The sequence below is a fragment of the Nonomuraea turcica genome (genome assembly GCF_030718205.1).
GTDB lineage: Bacteria > Actinomycetota > Actinomycetes > Streptosporangiales > Streptosporangiaceae > Nonomuraea.
The window spans coordinates 258567-277374 of record NZ_JAUZQF010000001.1; the positions used below are offsets into that span (position 1 = coordinate 258567).

The window sequence follows — 18808 nt, forward strand, 5'->3', positions numbered from 1 at the left end:
TGATATCGTCAAGCTGCCTGACGAAATCGCATGGAAGGGAGGCCGCACGGCGATGACGAGGCGATCCCCAACGTGGGAGCAGCAAGACCAGTCCAACGTGCCCCTTCCCACCCTGCTCACGCAGGCCAAGGACATCGCGCTCGGGCGACTTCACCAGCGGCTGGCCGACGAAGGGTTCGAGGGGATCCGGTACGTGCACGGCTCCGTCTTCCGGTTCATCGACGCCGAAGGCTCGCGGCTGACCACGCTCGCCGAACGCTCCGGGCTCACCAAGCAGGCGATCAGCGAGCTGGTCGGCGAACTTGAGGATCAGGGTTACGTCGAGCGCGTGCCCGACGCGGTCGACCGCCGCGCCAAGATCATCCGCCTCACCGACCAGGGCACGATGGCCCAGGTCGCAGCGGCCCGGATCCTCGCCGACATCGAGCAGCGGTGGTCGCGGCATCTCGGCGCGGACCAGGTCGCCGTGCTGCGGCGCGCCTTGGAAGAGGTCATCGCCCTCGAACGCGGTTAGCACTCCGACCGTTCACCCGGAGCGCGACCGCGCGAGACTCGTCAGATGCAGGATCGAGCGGTGCCTGACTGCCGCCACGTCGGCCCGCGGGCGCAGGTCGGCCGAGGACTACTCCGACCAGGACCAGCACCAGCCCGCACAGTTGCTGGACCGTCAGCACCTCTCCGGCGACCGCGGTGCCGAGCAGCACGCCCGTAACGGGGTTGAGCAGTCCGATCAGACCCACTGTCCCCGCAGGCAAGCGCCGGAGCCCGGCGAACCAGGCGGCGAAGGCCAGCGCGGTGGCGACCAGGGAGACGTAGCCGAATGCGAGGAGCGCCGGTGTGGAGAGCGCGGGCGGAGGGCCCTCCACAACTGCGGCGACCGGGAGCAGGAACAGACCTCCGGCGGTGAGTTGCCAGGCGGTCGAGGCGAGGACATCGGCACCGGCGCTCCATCGCTTGGCCAGGATGTGGCCGAAGGACGAAACCAGCACGGCGGCGACCGAGGCGAGGATTCCTGGCACGCTCACGCCTCCCACTCCCGTGAGCAGCATGAGACATACCCCGGCGAGCCCGATCACGGCGCCGGCGAGGTGCGCGATGCTGGGCCGCTCGGACACCAGGGACCAGGCAATGAGCATCATCGTCAGCGGCGACACCGCCATGACGGTCGAGGCGACGCTCGTCGGAAGCAACTGAGAGGCGGCGTAGACGAGGACGAAGAACACGCTCACGTTGAGCAGCCCGAGCACGGCGGATCGCCACCACCATGCGCCGCGTGGCCGCTGCCTGCACAAGGCCAGCAGAACGAGGCCGGCGGGCAGCGCCCGCAGAGCTGCTCCCTGCAGCGGGCGGTCTGCGGGGAGGAACTCGTGGGTGACGAAGTAGTTGGCCCCCCAGGCCACCGGCGCGACCGCGGTCAGTGCGACCCAGCGCACATTAGCTTCCATGGAAGACAATATAACTTCCCGGGAAGCTATATTGGTGTCCATGGAACATCGGCAACCGCTGGACCGCGTGGCCCGCATCCAAGCCGACTGGCGCCGCGAACGTCCCGACGTCGACGTCTCCCCACAGGGAGTGATCGGCCGGCTCCACCGCCTGGCCGACCAGCTCACCGAGAGACTCTGCCTCGTCTACGGCCGCTACGGTCTCAGCGAGGGAGAATTCGACGTCCTGTGTGCCCTGCGCCGCGCCGGTGAGCCCTACGAACGGGCCCCCGGCGAGCTCGCCGCGCACACCATGGTCACCACCGGCGCGATGACGAAGAGGATCGACCGCCTGGAGCGAGCCGGACTCGTCACCCGCCGCCGTTCCAAGGGCGACCAGCGTGGCCGGATCGTCGCCCTCACCAGACCGGGGCGCGAACTGATCGACCGAGCTTTCACCGAGCACATGCGCAACGAACGCGACCTGCTTGATCTGCTGACGCCCACAGAGGCCGAGACGCTCGAAACACTGCTCACGACCTGGCTCTCCCGCATGGAGCATCAGCACCCTCCCAGCAGCGGGTGATCCGTTGTCAGGCGCCAGGTATGCGTAGCGCTGGGCCACCTGGTGCCCGACCCGGCTTGCCGCACAGCCGTACACCCGTGTTTGGTAGGTGGTGCAGAGCGCGGGGAAGCGCTTGCGGATGCTCGGGCTCACCGGAGAAGCACCGTACGATGACACATCATGCCGTCAAGAGGGTAGGGGTCCGTGTCCGATGACCGCGCATGGCACCGGGATCCCCGCGGAGGTGCGCACCACCGGCGGGCGCCAGGTGCGAGCGGTTCGCCCCACGCTGCCAGGGCGGTGTCCCGCCGTGATCGGACGGGCTGGTGGGTGGCCGGGGCGTTGGTCCTCACGTTCACGGTCGCGGTCGCGGCCACGCTCTACGTGGTGACCGGGCGTGAGAGCGCGCCGACGTCGGCGAAGGCTCCGTCGGAGGCGCCGGCGGGGTGGCGGCTGGTCTGGGCGGACGAGTTCGACGGTCCCGCCGGGCCGCCGGATCCGGCGAAGTGGAATCTGGTCGACGACCATCTCGGCTACAACAACGAGCTGGAGTACTACACGCCGCGCAACGCGGTCGTGGACGGCCAGGGCCGGCTGGTCATCACCGCCCGGTCCGACGACGCGGGCGCCCACGACTGCAGCCCCCGCGTGTGCGCGGCCACCTCCGCCCGGTTGTTCACGGCGGGGAAGTTCGTCCAGCGCTACGGGCGGATCGAGGCCCGCATCAAGTTGCCCACAGGTCAGGGCATGTGGCCGGCCTTCTGGGCGCGGCGCTCTCCCCAGGGCAGCGGGCGCGGGGAGATCGACATCATGGAGCACCTCGGGCGCGAGCCGGACACGGTCCACGGCAACCTGCACGGGGAAAAGGGCTACGACGCGCTCAACTCCTACCGGCTGCCCGACGGGGGCAGGTTCGCCGACGACTTCCACGTCTTCGCCGCCGACTGGTACCCCGACCGCATCTCCTTCCTGGTCGACGGCCAGGTCTACGCCACCGAGCACAAGGCCGACGCCCCGCCCGGCGGCTGGGACTTCGACGTGCCCTACTACCTCCTGCTCAACCTGGCCGTCGGCGGTGACTGGCCCGGCCCGCCCGACTCGACGACCCGCTTCCCGCAGCAGCTGATCGTGGACCACGTCCGCGTGTACGCCGCCGCTACCGATCCGCCGCGCTGACCTCGGCACGCCGCCCGGGGGCGAAGGCAGCGATCAGCACGCCCACTCCCAGCAGCAGGGACAGGCCCTGCGCGAGCGTCCAGCCGAGGGCCGCGGCGGTCAGCCCGTACGGGAGCAGCGCCGCCACCAGCCCCAGGACCAGGACCGCGTTGGCGCCGTTCATGAAGACGTACGCACCGGTGCGGTCCCTGCTGATCAGGATCGTGTCCACCAGATAGTTCCCCGCGCCGACCAGCGCCGCCAGGGCCAGGACCCGCAGCGTCTCCGCCGCCTGCGCCGAGTAGGCGTCCCCGAACACCCGAAGGATGTACGGCGCGCCGACCACGATCACCGCGACGGCGGGGACGAGCAGGCCGTAGATCCCCACCACGGCCTTGCGCAGGTACCGGCGCAGCGAGATCCGCTGCGCCTCGGCGAACAGCACCTGCGCGCTCGTCGAAGGGATGAAGTTGAGGAACGCCGCCACCTGGAAGGCGATCGCGAAGTACGCCGCCGCTTGTGGCCCCTGGACGGCCAGCACCTCCAGCGGCACGACGGTGCTCGGTAGCATGCCGAGCGCGGTCGCCAGGTAACCGGCGGTGGAGAACGGCAGGTACCGCCGCAGCAGCTCCATCGGCCGTGCGCGGTCTGCGGCGCGGCGCAGCCGCGGCCACAGGGCCGCCCCGCCGAGCAGGCACGCGAGCAGTGCGCCGCCGCCGTAGGCGAGGACCAGGCCGGTGAATCCGAGCGGGACCAACGGCAGCAGCGCGCCGACCTTCAGCACGGTGCCCGCCAGGTTCTTGGCCAGCAGCGCCGCGGTGCCCCGGACCGCCACCAGCCCCGCGTCCAGCGTCCCGCCCACCGCGGTGACCATCACCAGGACGGTGACCAGCGTGATTGTCCCCGGCTGCCGGATCAGCTCCGGACCGCCGGGCAGCAGCGGCGCCAGGATCAGCAGCGACAGCAGGGCGAGCACGCCGCCGATCGCGCCGACGGCGGTCACAGCGATCGCCGCCAGCCGGCGCGGGTCGTCGGCTTTGACGAGATGGCGCAGCAGCGTGGTGGGCAGGCCGAGGGCGGCGACGGTGGACAGCAGGTTGACACTCGCGGTCACGGCGGTCAGCCAGCCGACGGCCTCGACCGGGTAGTTGCGCGCCGCCAGCGTGAAGAACGCGAAGCCGCCGGCCGCGAGCAGCACCGTGTTCGCCAGCAGCAGGAAGGTCCCGCGGACCAGGACGTTGCGGAACAGCGAGCGGACACGCTCCCGCATCCGCCCACCCGCGGCGTCGAGGCCCATGCGCTCCCCCATCCGATCGAGGCGCACGCGTTCCCCCGTCTGCCCGCCCCGATCCCGCAGCACGGTGGCGTAGCCGTTCCGGGTCGCGCGGGCGATCTCGGTCCAGCCGAGGCCGTTCACGTGCTCCAGCGCCGCTGCCGACATCGCCGCCAGCGTCGCCGCGTCCCAGCCCGCCACCGCCCGCAGGGCCGCGGTGAGCCCGGTGACGCCGCCGCGGTAACCGGCCAGGGCTGCGGCCGGCAGCCCCGCCAGGGCGGGCAGCGCGGGGACGATCAGCGGCCTGCCGTGGGCGAGGGCGAGCAGCGCGCTGCCGCTGGTGGTGATCTCGCGGAACGGCAGCACGACGATGTCGGCCGCCGCGAACAGCCCGGCGACGTCCTCGTCGCGCACCCGCCCGAGCCGCAGCTCGACGCCGTCGTCGGCGGCGGCCGACGCCTTCAGCCGGGCCGCGAGCGCCGCGTCCGGGCATGATCCGGCGATCACAAGGCGCACGTCCAGCCCGCCGGGCAGCGCAGTGAAGGCCGCAAGCAGGTCCTCGACCCCCTTGTACGGCTCGATCCGCCCGAAGAACAGGAACGTGCGGGGCCCGACCGACCGGCCCGGCGGCGGCAGCGGTGGCGCGGGGAAGGGGCCGTGCGGGATCACGGCGGCCCTGGACGGCACCGCCCCCAGGGCCGCCAGCCGGTGCAGCGCCGTCGAGTGGTGGGCGATCACGAGGTCGCAGTGCCGTACCAGGGTGCGCCGGGCGGCGGCGTCGTCGGCGAAGACCGGCCGGTGCGGCAGCACGTTGTGCGCGGTCCACACCAGCCGCAGGCCGAGCAGCCGCACGACGCCGAGGACGGCGGCGAACCACAGCTGCGCCGGCCGCCGCATCCAGGCCCCGCCCGGCAGCGCGAACTTCCACACCCAGTGCAGATGCACGATCCGGGCCCCGGCCAGCCGCCAGGCGGCCAGCTCGGCGGGGAGCAGCAGGAGGTTGAGCGTGTGGGAGAAGGTCAGCTCGCCCAGATAGTGGACGCGGACGCCGGTCCGGCGTAACTCGTCGTGCAGCAGGTCCTGGTACGGGTTGCTGTCGCGGGGGAAGACCAGCACCTTCATCGGCCGGCGCGACCCCGGGGAGCGGCGAGTTCGGCGAGCACGCCCGCGCCGTACGCCAGGTGGTCGGCGAGGACCCGCACCGGACCGTTGTGCCGGTTGCGCCAGGCCGGCAGCAGCAGCAGCGCCGGGTAGAGCGGGAACCACAGGGTCAGCGGCAGGCCGAGCAGGAAGAGGGGATACGCCACGACCATCGGTTCCCGGCGCAGCAGGTGCGCCCGTCGGCCCCGGTGCTTGAGGTAGAGCCGGGCGCGGGCCTTGCCGTAGACGTACGAGCGGCGGAGCTGCCGCCGGCGGTCCCCCCACTCGTGGGTGACGACCGCGTCCCCAGCGCTGCGGATGCGGTGCCCGGTGTCCTGGACCCGCCAGCTGAAGTCGACGTCGGAGCCGTACCCGAACGTCTCGTCGAAGCCGGCGACCTCGTCGAAGACCTCCCGGCGCACCGCGAGGTTGCCGGTGCCGCACTCCGGGAGGTAGCGGGCGGTGGCGCGGCGCCGGGCGTCGGCGTCGTAGAGGCTGTCGTGCCCCTCGGGGCCGGTGACCAGCCCCGACACGACGCTCTCGCCCTCGTCGAGGATCGGCGTGACGAGGCCGCGCAGCCAGTCGCCCTGAGGGAGGCAGCCCGCGTCGGTGAACACGACGATCTCGCCCTTGGCGGCGCGCACGCCGGCGTTGCGCTGGTGCGGAATGGTCACGCGCACGCCTGGCGGCGGGGTGAAGGCCGTCCACCGCACGTGCGGGTGGGCGGCGGCGACGGCGTCGAGCCGGCCGTCCGAGGCGTCCACGACGATGATCTCGTATGGCAGGCCGGCGGACTCGGCCGCGCCGGTGACGCCGTCGAGGGTGCCGTCCAGCGCGGGCTCGTCCTTGCTGATGATGACGATAGAGATCATCGGTGGAAGACCTTCGTGACTCCGCTCGTGTAGACGAGATCGTAGTGTGCCTCGAGGAAGCCGGTCGGGAACGCGTACAGGGCGAGCTGGTTGTCGAACAGCGACCTGGCACGGCCGACGGCGGTGTTGGTCCAGCTCGCATACACCCAGGCCCGGCGGTCCAGGGTCAGGGGGGTGATGTCGGTCTGGATCCGCCGCCCCGGCCCGAGCTCGGCGAACAACCGCAGCTGCGCGTACCGGTCGGCGTAGACGCGGTCGGGCGAGCCGCGTGCCGCCGCTTCGAGCCAGCGCGCCCCCGCCAGCTCGGCCTCGTACATGCAGAACCGCTCGCAGTCCTCGCCGCGCGCCGAAAGGTTGGTCGCCCGCTCCCCGCCGAGCAGCACGTTGTCCAGGCCGCTGCCGGTCGCGAAGGTGACGACGACGGCCGCTCCCGCCAGCCCGTACACCGTCCGGCGGAGCGGGGCGGGGAATTTGGCCGCCGAGACGCGGTGCAGCAGCCAGAACATGGCGATGGTGACGAGCGTCAGCGCCTGCAACTGGGCGCGGCTCTGGTTGTACGCGGCCGCGAGGGTGCCGGAGAAGCGCAGCAGCACCAGGGCGGCCAGCATCGGCACGGCCAGCACGCCGATCCGCCGGACCAGCCACGACGAGCGGCGGCGCAGGGCCATGACCAGGGCGCCGATCAGGCCGAGCAGGTTCGCCAGCTGCTGGACCAGCAGCACGCCGAGGTCGAGCGACGCGCTCACCGCCGGCGCGATCTTCGGGGGTACGGGCACCCCCGCGTCCCCGAGCGCCCATCGGGGATCGTCCGCGTCGGCGGCAGGCGTCACGGTGGCCTTGGGTGGACGGTATTTGGGCACCACCCGCTTGGCGTAGAGGTACGTCGGGATGCGGGTCACGTCGGTGCCCCGCAGGTAGGCGGACAGCAGCGTCCCGGCGGTCTCGGCGCCGGGCAACAGCCGCAGGCCCTCCGAGCTCAGCGCGGTGCGGAACTCGCCGATGTTGGCCGTCGACCGGGTGATCGGAACGTACCAGAGCACCCCGGCGAGCAGCCCGGGCAGCAGCGCCGCCACGACCGCCCGCGGCGCGATCCGCGGCCGCCGCAGGGCCCACAGAGCGGCCTGCAGGACCAGTGCCCCGCCGAGCATCACGGCCGTGAAGTACGCGGTCGTGTAGTGCGAGACCACGATGCCCGCCCCGAACAGGCACAACAACGCGCTCTTGGGGAAATGCCGCAGCCGGGCGTCGAGCAGGGCCCCGCACAGCGCGGCGAACAGCAGCATGGCGATCTCCTGCCGGGCCAGCGCCGGGAACTGCTGGGACAGCGCGCCCTGCGCCGTCACGAACGCGGCGGCGGCGAACGCCCACTGGCCCGGCAGGAAGCGCCTGGCGAGGTGGAAGATCCCGACGGGGAACATCGCGAAGATCGCCGGGTAGACGACCTTGAGCACCAGGAGGACCGGCAGCCCGGTCAGCGCGTGCAGCTCGGCGGGCAGAACGGTGATGCTGAGCATCGCCCCGTACGCGTCGGGGTGCGGGCCGGTCACCCAGATCCCCGAGGTCGCCGTCTCCTGGGCCACGGCGTACTCGGAGGCGATGTCGAACCCGTAGACCAGCTCGCCGCGGAGCGCGTACGACCACATCATGGCCAGCGAGACGGCGTACAGCAGCACGGCCGGCCGTCCCGTCCCGAGCCGCCCGGCTCGGACGATCCCGAAGGCCAGCACGAGCACACAGCCGGCGACGGCCGCGATCGCCACCTCGGGGCCGTACCCGTGGTTGAGCCGCAGCGCCCCCGCCGCGGCGAGCAGCGGCAGCAGCAACGGCAGCGACAACCACCCGGCGGAGGGCAGAGACCGCCACGGGACGGCCGTCTCCTGCGGCGCCCTCACCCCGGCGAGGAACAGCCCCAGGCAGACCAGCATGAGCCCGGCGAGCAGCGGCCCGGGTCGGAGCGGCGCCCCGGGGTCCGAGCCGGGACTGAACACCGCGTCGAGGACGGCGCCGTCGACCAGCGGCACGAGGAGGGTGACCGCGAGGCCGGACACCATGAGCACGATCAGCGACGCGGCCGGCACGTACAACGGGAACGCCGCCACCCGGTGGCCCGGCACCCGCAACGCCCGGAGCAGCAGGCATCCGGGCACGATCAACAGCAGCGGCACGAGCAACAGCTGGGCCGCCCACAGCTGGCGCACCTGGGTCAACCCGACGATCAGGACGAGGGCCGCGCCGTACAGCACCAAACGCCTGTCCTGCTCGCGGACGGTCACGTGCTCTGCCCCCCGCCCCGGCCGGTCCTGTCCTCGGCGAACATGCGGCGGAAGGCCCACAGACCGTGCAGGAAGCCGATATTCTCGCACGCTTCCTGGGCGAGCCGGAGGTACGGGTCGGCGAGCGCCTCGATCCTGCCCCTCACCGCGTTCCGCAGCCCCACCGGGTAGAGCAGCAGTGGTAGCAGCACGGGCGCGACCGCGACCGCCGGCCACCGGATGGCCGCGAGGGCGAGACCCGCGACGAGCACCGGCCACGGGAACACCGTCGGCCGCACCGCGGGCCACTTGAGGTACTGCATCGCGGCGCCCCGCCCGTACGCCAGACTGCGGCGCAGCATTCCGCGCACCGTGGGTGTGTACCGGTGCGCGACCGGCGCGTCGGGGACGAAGACCAGCCGTCCCGGCCGGTCCCGTCGGAGCCTGCGGGACAGGTCCTCCTCCTCGGCCGCGTACCGGAACCTGGTGTCGAACCCGCCCGCGGCCAGCAGCCGCTCCCGCTCGAACGACATGTTGCCGCCGCTGAAGGCGTAGACGTCCCGCCGCCCGCGGGCTGCCTCGGCTGTCGCCCACTGCCGCCGCAGATACAACCACAGCCGGTACGGCAGCGCCGCGCTGACGGTGAGCTCCAGCTCCAGCGGCTGGTGCCGGTTGTTGCGTTCGAGGAACCGCGGCAGGAAGCCCTCCCCGGTCACGGGCACGATCGGACCGCCCACGCCGGCGACGCCCTCCTCGGCGTAGCCGCCCAGCAGCAGCTCGGCCCAGCGGGGACACGGCTCGCAGTCGTCGTCGAGGAAGGCCACGACCTGCCCCTTCGCGGCCCGCAGGCCGGTGTCGCGTGCCGCTGCCGTGCCGCGGTTCGTTTCGTGGCGGATGACCGTGACCCCGTGGCCGCGCGCGACGTCCCCGGTCCCGTCCAGGGACGCGTCGTCGACGACGATGATCTCCAGGTCGGCGTGGGCGGTCTGGGCCGCCAGCGCGTCGAGGGTCCGCCCGAGGCGGAGCGCGCCGTTGTAGGAGCAGATGACGACGGACAGGCTAGGGGGCATCGGGACGGTTCCCGGGGATGCGGGCGAGCGGGCTGCGAACGGCCTCGTACACGGCGACCGTCCGCGTCGTGACCGTGCTCAGGTCGGTGTCCAACGTGCCCGAGTCCGGCACCATGTCCAACGTGCCCGAGTCCGGCACCATGTCCGGCGGGTGCGCGACGCCGCCTCCCTCCGGACCGGTCGCAAGGAGGTCGGCGATCGCCGCGGCCAGCCGGTCAGGGGCGCCAGGGGGGACGGCCCACGGGGAGCCCTCGAACAGCTCGGCCAGCCCGCCCACGGTGGTCGCGATCACCGGTACGCCGAAGGCGCGGGCCAGGTTGGCCACCCCGCTCTGCTCGGCGTCGCGGTAGGGCAGCACGACGGCCTCCGCCGCGGCGAACCAGGCCGCGATCTCGCCGTCGGGTACGTACCCGGTGAACACCAGCCGGTCGCGCAGCCCGTGCCGGCGCGCCAGCCGGCGCACCATCGCCTGGTGCAGGTGGTCGCGTGCCTCGAACACCCGGAACGGGCCGTGGCGCCGCCGTACCGCGCCGGCGACCACGACCCGCACCCCGCCGAGCGTCGCGGGCGGCAGCGTGGCGATTGCCCGCACCAGGTCGTCGAGCCCCTTGCTGACGTGGATGTGGCCGAAGGCCAGGAGCAGGCGGTCGTCACCCAGCCCGAAGCGGGCCCGCAGGCCGGCGGCGGTGCCGGTCGCGGGCGGCGGCGGCGCGGAGAAGTGCGGGACCACCGTGGCGTTGCCGTCCAGCCCGAGAGCGCCGAGCGTGTCCCGCGCCGCCCGCGTGTGCACGATGAGCCGGTCGCAGCCCCGCGCGAGATGCCGATACAGCGCCCTCCCCGGCCCGCGCAGCAGCGCCGTGTCGCGGCTGACCTCGTGCAGCGTGGCCACCGCCGGGACCCCGGGGCCGGCCAGCCAGCGCGCCACGGCCAAGGTACGAGCCCCGAACGCGGGCACCGCGAACTGCACGTGCACCACGTCCGGCCGGAACCGGGCCACGGCCGCACGCAGCGGCGCCACCCCACCGCCCAGCGCACCGATGACCTCCTCGGGCGCGTCGGGATGCGGACGCGCGGCGACCACCGCGACCTCGTGGCCGCGTTCGCGTACGGCTCGGGCGAGCACGTGGGTGTAGGTCCCGATGCCGTCGCGGGCCGGCGGGTAAGGGCTGACGTAGAGGATCCTCACGGCAGCATCGCTTTGACCACGTGGGAGGCGATCGAATCCAGGGCGTACTCGCCGACCCACGGCTCCGCCGGCGCATCGTCCGCGGGCCCGTCGAGGGCGTCGGCCAGGGCTGTGGCGAACGCGTCCAGCGTGTGGTCGCAGACGATCCCCCGCCGGCTGCGCCGCACCAGGTGCTGGGCCAGGTTGTCCCTGGCCGAGGTGGTCACTACCGGCACTCCGCAGGCGATCGCCTCCAGCACGGCGATGCCGAACCCCTCCCTGGTGGACGGGAAGGCGAACACCCGGCCCGCCTTGACCAGCGAGTACACGTCCTTCTGCTCGCTGACGTCGTGCCGGAACTCCACGGCGTGCGCGATGCCGAGCCGTTCGGCCTCTTCGCGCAGCGTGTCGCGTTCCGGGCCGTCGCCGATGATCCGGCAGGTGACCGCCCGGCCGCGCTCCCGCAGCCGGGCGATGGCGGCGAGCAGCAGGTCCAGGCCCTTGTGCCGCATCAGCCTGCTCACCACGACCAGGTCGGTGCGCTGCTCGTGCGGCGCTGCCTGGTTCACCCCGTCGAGGTCGACCCCGTTGGGTGCGATCGTGATCGGGGCCCGCTCGCCGAGCTCAGCCCGCAGCCGCCGCGCCGTCTCCGGGGAGACGGCGATGATGCGATCGGGCGCCCGCATCGCCAGCCGCTCGATCCACCACGCCGGCCGCCAGCCGGCGCGCATGCTGTAGCGCCAGTACTCGGGGCCCCACACCTCGTGCCAGGTCGCGATCAGCGGTTTGCGGCGCAGAGTGGCGACCAGGCGCAGCGGCAACAGGTGCAGGAACGGGATCTGGTCGACGTTGAGCACGTCGAACCGATGCCGCAGCAGCCGGAGGCAGGCCACCGCGAAGACCAGCGCCTGCCAGGTGGAGCGGACACCGTGCCGGTACATCGGCAGCAGCGGGGAGATCGCGTGGAAGGTGACGCCGCCCTCGGTGCGCACCCGGGGACCGTGCCACCAGCGCATGGTGAACACGTGGAGGTCGGCGTGCGGCGTGAAGTGCTCGTACAACTCGTGGTAGCGGATCTCCCTGCCACCGAAGCTGTACGGGTGGATGGCATCGGTGACGAGTGCCACCACGGGCCGTCTGGGCACGCGCCTACCCCTCGTCGATGTCCGCGGAGCAGGCGGCGCGGAACGCGATGGCCTCGCCGCCTTCCAGCAGGACCCCGAGAGTGATCGGGCCGGGCTCGCACAGCGCCTTCGTGGGCGGCGTGATCGTCACCGGCTGACCGTCGGCCAGGGTCACCCGCCCGCTGGCGACGGTGCGGGTCTTGCCGGACTCGGTCAGGCGTACCGACCAGCCGTACTCGCGCTGCCGCCCGGTGACGTTGCGGATGGTGAAGGAGGGCGGGACCAGGAACGACGTGGCGGGCACCCGGGCCGGCAGCGCCTGGGGTGCGACGAACGCCAGCTCGGTGTACCCGGTGGGCGCGCCGGCCAGCCCGGCCGTGAGGAGCAGGTGGCGCCCCTGCTCGGTCTGCGCGCCGAGCGCGGCCACGACGACCGCGCCGAGCAGGGCGGCAGTCGTTAAAGAGGTGAAACGGGGAAATAATCGCGTCATTTACGGCGTGACTTCACCATGATGCCAATGGGATGGTTGATCCTAATGGCACGGAAGAGGCTGGTGCCCCAAAATGACGGTCGCAACGGTACAAACGTTATTAAGGACCGTTCCAAACGGATATTTCCGTAAATTTCGGCACTGCGGCGAAGGGTGTGCTCAGCGCTGGCGGTACACCCGCACCCAGTCGACGACCATCCGCGCCGGGAAGCGCGTCGCGATGGTCGGATTTCCCACCCAGCTGCCACCCACCTGCAGGTTGAGGATCAAGTAGAAGGGCTCGTCGAACGGCCAGCCGGGATAGCGCGGGTATTGGGCGTACGGCTTGCCGTCCACCCACCAGGTGATGCTCTGGGGCGTCCAGTCGACGCCGTACACGTGGAAACCGGCGTCCAGCCGCTCCGGCAGGGTGGTCTGGCCGCCGCCCTTGCGACCCTTGGAGTGGGTGTAGGCCCTGACGAGATGGGTCTCGTGGCCGCGGTTCTCCATGATGTCGATCTCGCCGTACGTCGTGGAGCCGGAGCGGCCGGCGTCGCTGCGCTTGAGCCAGAACGCCGGCCACAGCCCCTTGCCGAGCGGCAGCTTGATGCGCGCGGTGAACCGCCCGTACGCCTGGTCGAAGGTCTTCCTGGTCTCCAACCGGGCGGAGCTGTAGTCGCACGGGCCGTACCAGCAGGCCGGCCGGTCCGCGGCCCGCGTCCGCAGCCCGGAGATGACCAGGCGGCCGGAGCCGTCCTGCACCGCGTTCGCCGGGCTGTAGTAGTGCAGCGCCTTCCGGTTCGACCAGCTCGTGCCGGACAGGGCGGTCCACTTGGTGGGCCGGCCCCGCCCGTTGAACTCGTCGGACCAGCTCAGTTTCCAGGAGGCCTCGGGCAGCGCCAGCGGCGGAGGCTCGATCGACTGCGCAGGCGGCGGCGTCGTCTCCCCGTTCCGAGCCGCGTCTGAAGGCGTCTCACCGACGGTGCGCACCCCTGCCGCGCTGGCCGCCACCACGGTGGCGCAGATCGCCGCGGCGAGGATCCAGGTGCGGAAATGGGCCGGGCCGTCAGCCGCCGTCATCGGGCCGGCTCGCGCTCGGACTTCGTTTCGTGGCGCTTCCCATAAATAATGACTTCCGGCGAGGGGCTCCGTCCTGGCCGGGACAATACCAAAGGGAGAGGCTGCGGTGACCGGAGGTGGTTGGAGGAGCGAGACGGGCGATCCCGACGGTTCGCCCGAGCAGGTGAACGAGCGGCTCTCCCAGCCGTCACTGCCACCGGACGAACGGACGTCCCAGCCGTCGTCACCACACGACGAACGGCTCTCCCAGCCGTCGTTACCGCCGGTCGAACGGCTCTCCCAGCCCTCGTTACCGCCGGTCGAACGCTTCTCGCAGCCCTCGTCACCGTTCTCTCATCCGTTCTCTCAACCGTCGTTGCCGTCGCTACCGTCAGTGCCACCGACCACCGAGCTGACCGACCCCGACGTCGGCTACCCGGCCCCGGCGACGGACCCGATGCCTCCAGGCCGGCAGAAGCGCTTCCGTTCGCTGCTGATCGGCGGCGCCTCCGTCACGTTCGCGATCGTCGTGGCGGGCGGTGTGCTGGTGGCCTCCCGCCAGAGCGACGAGCCGGCGGCCGCGGAGCTGGCCGGCAGCCTGTTCGCGGCGGGTCCGGCCGGCAGCGGCGACGGCCAGCAGCTGGAGCTCAATGGGGTCGCCGCCATGGGCGCCACGGTGGTGATCGCGGGCGGCGAGGACGCCGACTCCGGCTACCGGACCGAGTTCTTCCTGTCCAAGGACGCGGGCCGCAGCTTCGTCCGCGCTCAGGTGCGGACCGCGAAGGGCGAGCCGCCCGCCGCCGGCGAGGTCCCCCGCCACCTCGCCGCGGGCCCCGCGAGCTCCGCGAGCTCCGGCGGCTGGGTCGCGCTCGGCGACCGCGTCGGCGGCACCGTCGTCTGGACGAGCCCCGACGGCGCGGCCTGGACCCGCCAGCCCGACGCCACCGCCAGCCTCGCTTTCGGCCCGCGCGACCAGGTCGCCGACGTCGCGTGGACCGGAAACGGCTTCACCGCCGTGGGACGGACCTCGGACAAGGGCGACTTCACCGACGCCTCCCCGGTGGTGTGGCTGTCCCGCGACGGCCGGAGCTGGGAACGCCGGGCCGGCTGGCGGCTGCACCCGCCGACCGGCGGCACCCTTGCCCTCACCGACGTGGCGAGCGTCAAGAACGCCATCGTGGTCCGCGGCGAGAGCTCCATCAAGCCGTACGACATCACCTGGCGCTCGACCGACGCCGGCAGCACCTGGCAGGCGTTCGCCGTCCCGGGCAAGTCGCGTATGCCGGAGCTGACCTTCGCCGCGACCGCGACGACCATGCTCGCGGTGCGCCAGGACGGCTCCCACGCCACCACCTACACCTCGCCCGACGGCGTGCGCTGGACGACGGCGGCGAAGATCGACGTGCCGGGCTTCCGGCGCCTGTTACGGCTGACCGCCACGTCCCAGGCCGCGGTCGCCACGATCGAGACCGACAGCGGGATCCGGCTGGTCCGCAGCACGGACGGCCGCTCCTGGCAACCCGCCGGCACAACGGCCGACGGCGCCGAGGTGCGCGATGCCGCCGCGGCCGCGGACAACACCGTCGTGGTGGGCGCCGACGCGGCCCACGGGGGCACAGGCGCCCTGCTCGCGGTACGCGACAAGGCAGGGAAAGACGTCCCCACCGGCCTCCCGAACACCACCGGGAGCGGCAAGGTCGTGGACGCGCTCGGCACGGCCGACGGCCGGGTGGTCGCGGTCGGTGGCGCCAACGGGGAGGCCGCCGTCTGGACCTCCGCGGACGGGACCGCGTGGGGGCGCATCCAGGACAAGGAGAAGGCCCTGACCGGCCAGGGGCGGCAGCGACTGACCGGCCTCACGTCCGGCTTCGCCGGCTGGCTGGCGGTCGGGTCGAGCGGCCGGACGCCCGGCCGTCCCCTGGTCGTGACCTCGGCGGACGGCGAGAGCTGGCGGCGGGCCGACGGCGTGGCGGCGTTCCAGCCCGACGGCACGAACGCGCTGATCGCCCGCGGCGCCGCCGCCGGCCCGGACGGCTACGTGATCGTGGGTGAGGACGGCTTCGGCGCGGGCACCTGGTGGTCCCCGGACCTCAAGACCTGGGAGCGCGGCATCCCGGCGGGCGAGGACAACCTCGTCGGCACGCCGACGACTAGGCGGTGGATGCACTCCGTGACCAGCGGCATGTTCGGCTTCGTCGCCGCCGGCGGCGTGACCGACCCCAATGCCTACGGCGGCGTCTTCATCCGCCGCCCCACCGTGTGGATCTCGCCGGACGGCCGCAAGTGGTCGCTGGTACGCCTGCCGATCCCGGCCGGCGTCAACGAGGGCTGGCTGACCCACATCGCCTCCCACGACGATGTCCTGGTGACCGCCGGTACGGCCGTCACCGGCAACGGCACGGGCACGGCCGCGTTCGGGTACGCGTCGGTCGACGGCGGCCGGAGCTGGCAGCCGATCTCACTGCCGGTGGTGGCCGGCGAGCAGTCCAGCGTCACCGCCGTGGCCGCGACCCCGCGGGGCTTCGTCGTGGCCGGCACCGTGGGCAGGCCCGGCGACGTGGTCATCTGGACCTCGGCGGACGGCCGCTCCTGGAAGCCGGAGCAGCCGCGCGGCGTCGGCATGTCCGGCCCGGGCGACCAGCGGCTGACCGCGTTCACCACGGTGGACGGCGAGCTCGTCGGCGTGGGTTCCACGGCCACCGGCCAGGGCGACGAGCCGACCGTGTGGCGGCGCCCGCTGTCCTCGGACGAGACCGGCACTCCGTAGTGCGGTCTCAGCACGGAACCGGCACTCCCTAGCGCGTGCCCGACACTCCCAGCGCGGGACCGGCACTTTCTAGCGCGTGCCCCACACTCTCAGCGTGGCGTCACCGGCAACTCCGGTGACGGTCGTGCCGTCCCGGCTGAACGCCACCGAGTAGACCCAGTCGGCCGGCCCGTCCAGCTCGCCGGTGCCGCGTCCGCTCGCCACGTCCCACAGCCGTACCTTGCGGTCATAGCCGCCGCTGGCCAGCGTCTTCCCGTCCGGGCTGAAGGCGACCGCGGTGGCCCAGCCCCGGTGACCGGCGAGCACGGTGCGCTCCTTGCGGGCGGCGACGTCCCACAGCCGGATGCTACGGTCGGCGCTCGCGCTCGCCAGGGTCTTCCCGTCCGGACTGAAGGCCACCGAGAAGACCCAGTAGCGGTGGCCGGAGAGCACGGCGGCGGCCTCGCCGGTCGCCGGATGCCAGAGCCGTACGGTCCGGTCGTGGCCGCTCGTGGCGATCGTGGCGCCGTCCGGGCTGAACGCCACCGAGTCCACCCAGTCGGTGTGGCCGGCGAGGATCGCGGTGCCGTCGCCGGTCGCGGCGTTCCACAACCGCACGGTCCGGTCGCGGCTGGCGCTGGCCACGGTCTTGCCGTCCGGGCTGAACGTCACCGACCCGACCCCTCCGGTGTGGCCGGTGAGCGCGCCCCTGCCACGCCCCGAGGGCAGGCTCCACAGCCGTACGGTCCCGTCGTCGCTCCCCGTCGCGAGCGTCTTGCCATCCGGGCTGAACGCCACCGCGTGGACGCCCTTGGTGTGGCCGTCGAGCGAGGCGGTGACGCGGCGGGTGGCGGCGTCCCACAGCCACACGGCCCCATTGGCGCCGCTGGTCGCGAACGTCTTCCCGTCCGGGCTGTACGCGACAGCGTAGGCGGGTTCCGGGGAGAGGGTCCGGGTCACCTCCGGCTGGATCACCGGCGTCGTAGGCCCCGGGACGACGGTGGGTCGCGTCACGACCGTGGGCGTCGCCGGCCCGGCAAGGGCGAAGTATGCGCCCGTGGCGACGGCCCCGGCGGCCACCAGCCCGAGGGACGCGACGACCAGGGTGCGCCGCGACCTGAGACCGGCGCGAACGCGCGGACCCACCAGCGATTCCGTCGCCGAGACCATCCCAGCATCAGGGAACGACGCCCCGCCCGAGACCGGGGACGGACCCGAAAGCGAGGCGGGAACGGACTGCGACGACGAACCCGAGGGGAATGGCGGAGCCCACTGCGAGGACGGACCCGACGGCGAGGACGGACCCGACGGCGAGGACGGACCCGACGGCGAGGACGGACCCGACGGCGAGAACGGGCCCGACGGCGAGAACGGGCCGGGCAGCGAGGACGACCCCGCAAGCGACGGGGTGCCCGTCTGGGACGCGGCACCCTCGCCACCGCCCTCCTGCGGCCGCGTCCCGATCGAGAAGAGGGATTCCTGGCCCATCGCCTCGCGCGCGGGATTGGGCACGCCGTGGCCGAGCAGGTAGAACAGCAGGTCGGTTGCCGACGGCCGGGCCGCGGGATTCTTGTCCAGGCACGCCACCACCAGTGACCGCATCGGCTCGGTGAGCCCGGAGAGGTCCGGCTCCTCGTTGAGTATGCGCTGGAAGATGCCCGGGATGCTGTCGTTCCCGAACGGCGGCCGCCCGCTCGCCGCGTAGGCCATGGTGGCGGCCCAGCTGAACATGTCCGACGCCGCGGTCACCACGCCGGCGCTGAACTGCTCCGGCGCCATGTAAGCCGGCGTTCCGAGGATGTCGCTGCTCTCGGCGACCGTGGAGTCCAGGGCGCGCGCCAGCCCGAAGTCGATCACCCGGGGCCCGTCGGGACCGCAGACGACGTTGCTGGGCTTGAAGTCGCGGTGCACGATGCCGGCCTGGTGGATGGCGACCAGCGCGGTGACGGTGGCGACCGCCAGCCGCTCCAGCGCGTCAGGGTCGCGGACCCCCTGCGTGGCGATGAGCCGGCTCAGCGAGATGCCCTCGACGTACTGGCTGACCACGTACGGCTGGTCCCCGCTGGTGTCGGCGTCCAGCACCCGGGCCGTGCAGAACTGACGTACCTGCCGGGTCGCGGCGATCTCCTGGAGGAATCGCTCGCGGGCCTGGGGTTCCTCCGACAGCCGGGCGTGCAGCACCTTGATCGCGACGACCTGGCCCTCGGGCGACTCTCCGACGTAAACGGTGCCCTGGCCGCCCGCGCCCAGATAGCCCGTCAGCCGGTAAGGACCCACCTGGCGCGGGTCGGTCGGCCGCAGAGGACTGAAACTGGGCACACGTACCTTCCCCAAGAAGGATGCTCAGCAGAATGATGGCGCAGGGACGCTTACGCACGAAATCCAGCGCTAAAAGCCTACTCTCATAAGGCGCACATCCGGCCTTCCGCAGCAACTCGGCCGCCGGATCGTTGATCTTGACGGCTTGTGGTGATATAGGTGGATTGGTGCGATT

14 protein-coding genes are annotated in these 18808 nt (G+C 72.5%); 4 read left to right on the forward strand and 10 right to left on the reverse strand.

Annotated features, from left to right (window positions below):
• The first annotated feature begins 52 nt into the window (after positions 1–52).
• Complete coding sequence (locus Q9G87_RS01270; protein WP_305914278.1) at positions 53–514, forward strand: MarR family winged helix-turn-helix transcriptional regulator; 462 nt, start codon at positions 53–55, stop codon at positions 512–514.
• Here the strand turns inward: Q9G87_RS01270 and Q9G87_RS01275 are convergent.
• Positions 492–1445 (reverse strand): EamA family transporter, encoded by a 954-nt coding sequence (locus tag Q9G87_RS01275; protein WP_305914279.1) that lies wholly within the window; start codon positions 1443–1445, stop codon positions 492–494. The genes Q9G87_RS01270 and Q9G87_RS01275 overlap by 23 nt on opposite strands.
• 40 nt (positions 1446–1485) lie before the next feature.
• Here Q9G87_RS01275 and Q9G87_RS01280 point away from each other — a divergent pair, with 40 nt between their 5' ends.
• Together Q9G87_RS01280 and Q9G87_RS01285 are read left to right on the forward strand one after the other, a co-directional pair.
• Complete coding sequence (locus tag Q9G87_RS01280) at positions 1486–2010, forward strand: MarR family winged helix-turn-helix transcriptional regulator (protein ID WP_305914280.1); 525 nt, start codon at positions 1486–1488, stop codon at positions 2008–2010.
• 279 nt (positions 2011–2289) lie between these two features.
• On the forward strand, positions 2290–3165 hold the full coding sequence (locus tag Q9G87_RS01285; protein WP_305914281.1) for a glycoside hydrolase family 16 protein: 876 nt from the start codon (positions 2290–2292) through the stop codon (positions 3163–3165).
• Here the strand turns inward: Q9G87_RS01285 and Q9G87_RS01290 are convergent.
• The 8 genes from Q9G87_RS01290 to Q9G87_RS01325 all read right to left on the reverse strand — a co-directional run bounded on the left by Q9G87_RS01290 (position 3146) and on the right by Q9G87_RS01325 (position 13589).
• Positions 3146–5539, reverse strand: coding sequence for a glycosyltransferase (locus tag Q9G87_RS01290; protein WP_305914282.1), 2394 nt, complete (start codon positions 5537–5539; stop codon positions 3146–3148). The genes Q9G87_RS01285 and Q9G87_RS01290 overlap by 20 nt on opposite strands.
• Positions 5536–6429 (reverse strand): glycosyltransferase family 2 protein, encoded by an 894-nt coding sequence (locus Q9G87_RS01295; RefSeq protein WP_305914283.1) that lies wholly within the window; start codon positions 6427–6429, stop codon positions 5536–5538. Before Q9G87_RS01295 ends, Q9G87_RS01290 begins: the two co-directional genes overlap by 4 nt.
• Positions 6426–8702, reverse strand: a complete 2277-nt coding sequence (locus Q9G87_RS01300) for a hypothetical protein (RefSeq protein WP_305914284.1) — start codon at positions 8700–8702, stop codon at positions 6426–6428. The genes Q9G87_RS01295 and Q9G87_RS01300 overlap by 4 nt, the downstream gene beginning before the upstream one ends.
• On the reverse strand, positions 8699–9751 hold the full coding sequence (locus Q9G87_RS01305; RefSeq protein ID WP_305914285.1) for a glycosyltransferase: 1053 nt from the start codon (positions 9749–9751) through the stop codon (positions 8699–8701). Before Q9G87_RS01305 ends, Q9G87_RS01300 begins: the two co-directional genes overlap by 4 nt.
• Positions 9741–10937: a glycosyltransferase gene (locus tag Q9G87_RS01310; protein WP_305914286.1), complete on the reverse strand. Its 1197-nt coding sequence runs from the start codon at positions 10935–10937 to the stop codon at positions 9741–9743. Before Q9G87_RS01310 ends, Q9G87_RS01305 begins: the two co-directional genes overlap by 11 nt.
• Positions 10934–12061, reverse strand: a complete 1128-nt coding sequence (locus Q9G87_RS01315; RefSeq protein ID WP_305914287.1) for a glycosyltransferase — start codon at positions 12059–12061, stop codon at positions 10934–10936. Before Q9G87_RS01315 ends, Q9G87_RS01310 begins: the two co-directional genes overlap by 4 nt.
• A gap of 4 nt (positions 12062–12065) precedes the next feature.
• Complete coding sequence (locus Q9G87_RS01320; protein WP_305914288.1) at positions 12066–12530, reverse strand: hypothetical protein; 465 nt, start codon at positions 12528–12530, stop codon at positions 12066–12068.
• 159 nt (positions 12531–12689) lie between these two features.
• On the reverse strand, positions 12690–13589 hold the full coding sequence (locus tag Q9G87_RS01325) for a glycoside hydrolase family 16 protein (protein WP_305914289.1): 900 nt from the start codon (positions 13587–13589) through the stop codon (positions 12690–12692).
• A gap of 373 nt (positions 13590–13962) precedes the next feature.
• Between Q9G87_RS01325 and Q9G87_RS01330 the strand changes: the two genes are divergently transcribed.
• A complete protein-coding gene (locus Q9G87_RS01330) occupies positions 13963–16335 on the forward strand; it encodes a beta propeller repeat protein (RefSeq protein ID WP_305914290.1) in 2373 nt (790 codons plus the stop codon).
• A gap of 69 nt (positions 16336–16404) precedes the next feature.
• On the opposite strand, the gene Q9G87_RS01335 is transcribed toward Q9G87_RS01330, so the two are convergent.
• The gene (locus Q9G87_RS01335; protein ID WP_305914291.1) at positions 16405–18633 is read right to left on the reverse strand and encodes a WD40 repeat domain-containing serine/threonine protein kinase; all 2229 of its coding nucleotides are present in this window, start codon (positions 18631–18633) and stop codon (positions 16405–16407) included.
• Positions 18634–18808: the final 175 nt, after the last annotated feature.

Coding starts and splice junctions, on each gene's coding strand:
- Q9G87_RS01270 (WP_305914278.1), top strand. CDS start 53: ATGACGAGGCGATCCCCAACGTGGGAGCAGCAAGACCAGTCCAACGTG.
- Q9G87_RS01290 (WP_305914282.1), bottom strand. CDS start 5,539: ATGAAGGTGCTGGTCTTCCCCCGCGACAGCAACCCGTACCAGGACCTG.
- Q9G87_RS01275 (WP_305914279.1), bottom strand. CDS start 1,445: ATGGAAGCTAATGTGCGCTGGGTCGCACTGACCGCGGTCGCGCCGGTG.
- Q9G87_RS01320 (WP_305914288.1), bottom strand. CDS start 12,530: ATGACGCGATTATTTCCCCGTTTCACCTCTTTAACGACTGCCGCCCTG.
- Q9G87_RS01305 (WP_305914285.1), bottom strand. CDS start 9,751: ATGCCCCCTAGCCTGTCCGTCGTCATCTGCTCCTACAACGGCGCGCTC.
- Q9G87_RS01295 (WP_305914283.1), bottom strand. CDS start 6,429: ATGATCTCTATCGTCATCATCAGCAAGGACGAGCCCGCGCTGGACGGC.
- Q9G87_RS01325 (WP_305914289.1), bottom strand. CDS start 13,589: ATGACGGCGGCTGACGGCCCGGCCCATTTCCGCACCTGGATCCTCGCC.
- Q9G87_RS01280 (WP_305914280.1), top strand. CDS start 1,486: ATGGAACATCGGCAACCGCTGGACCGCGTGGCCCGCATCCAAGCCGAC.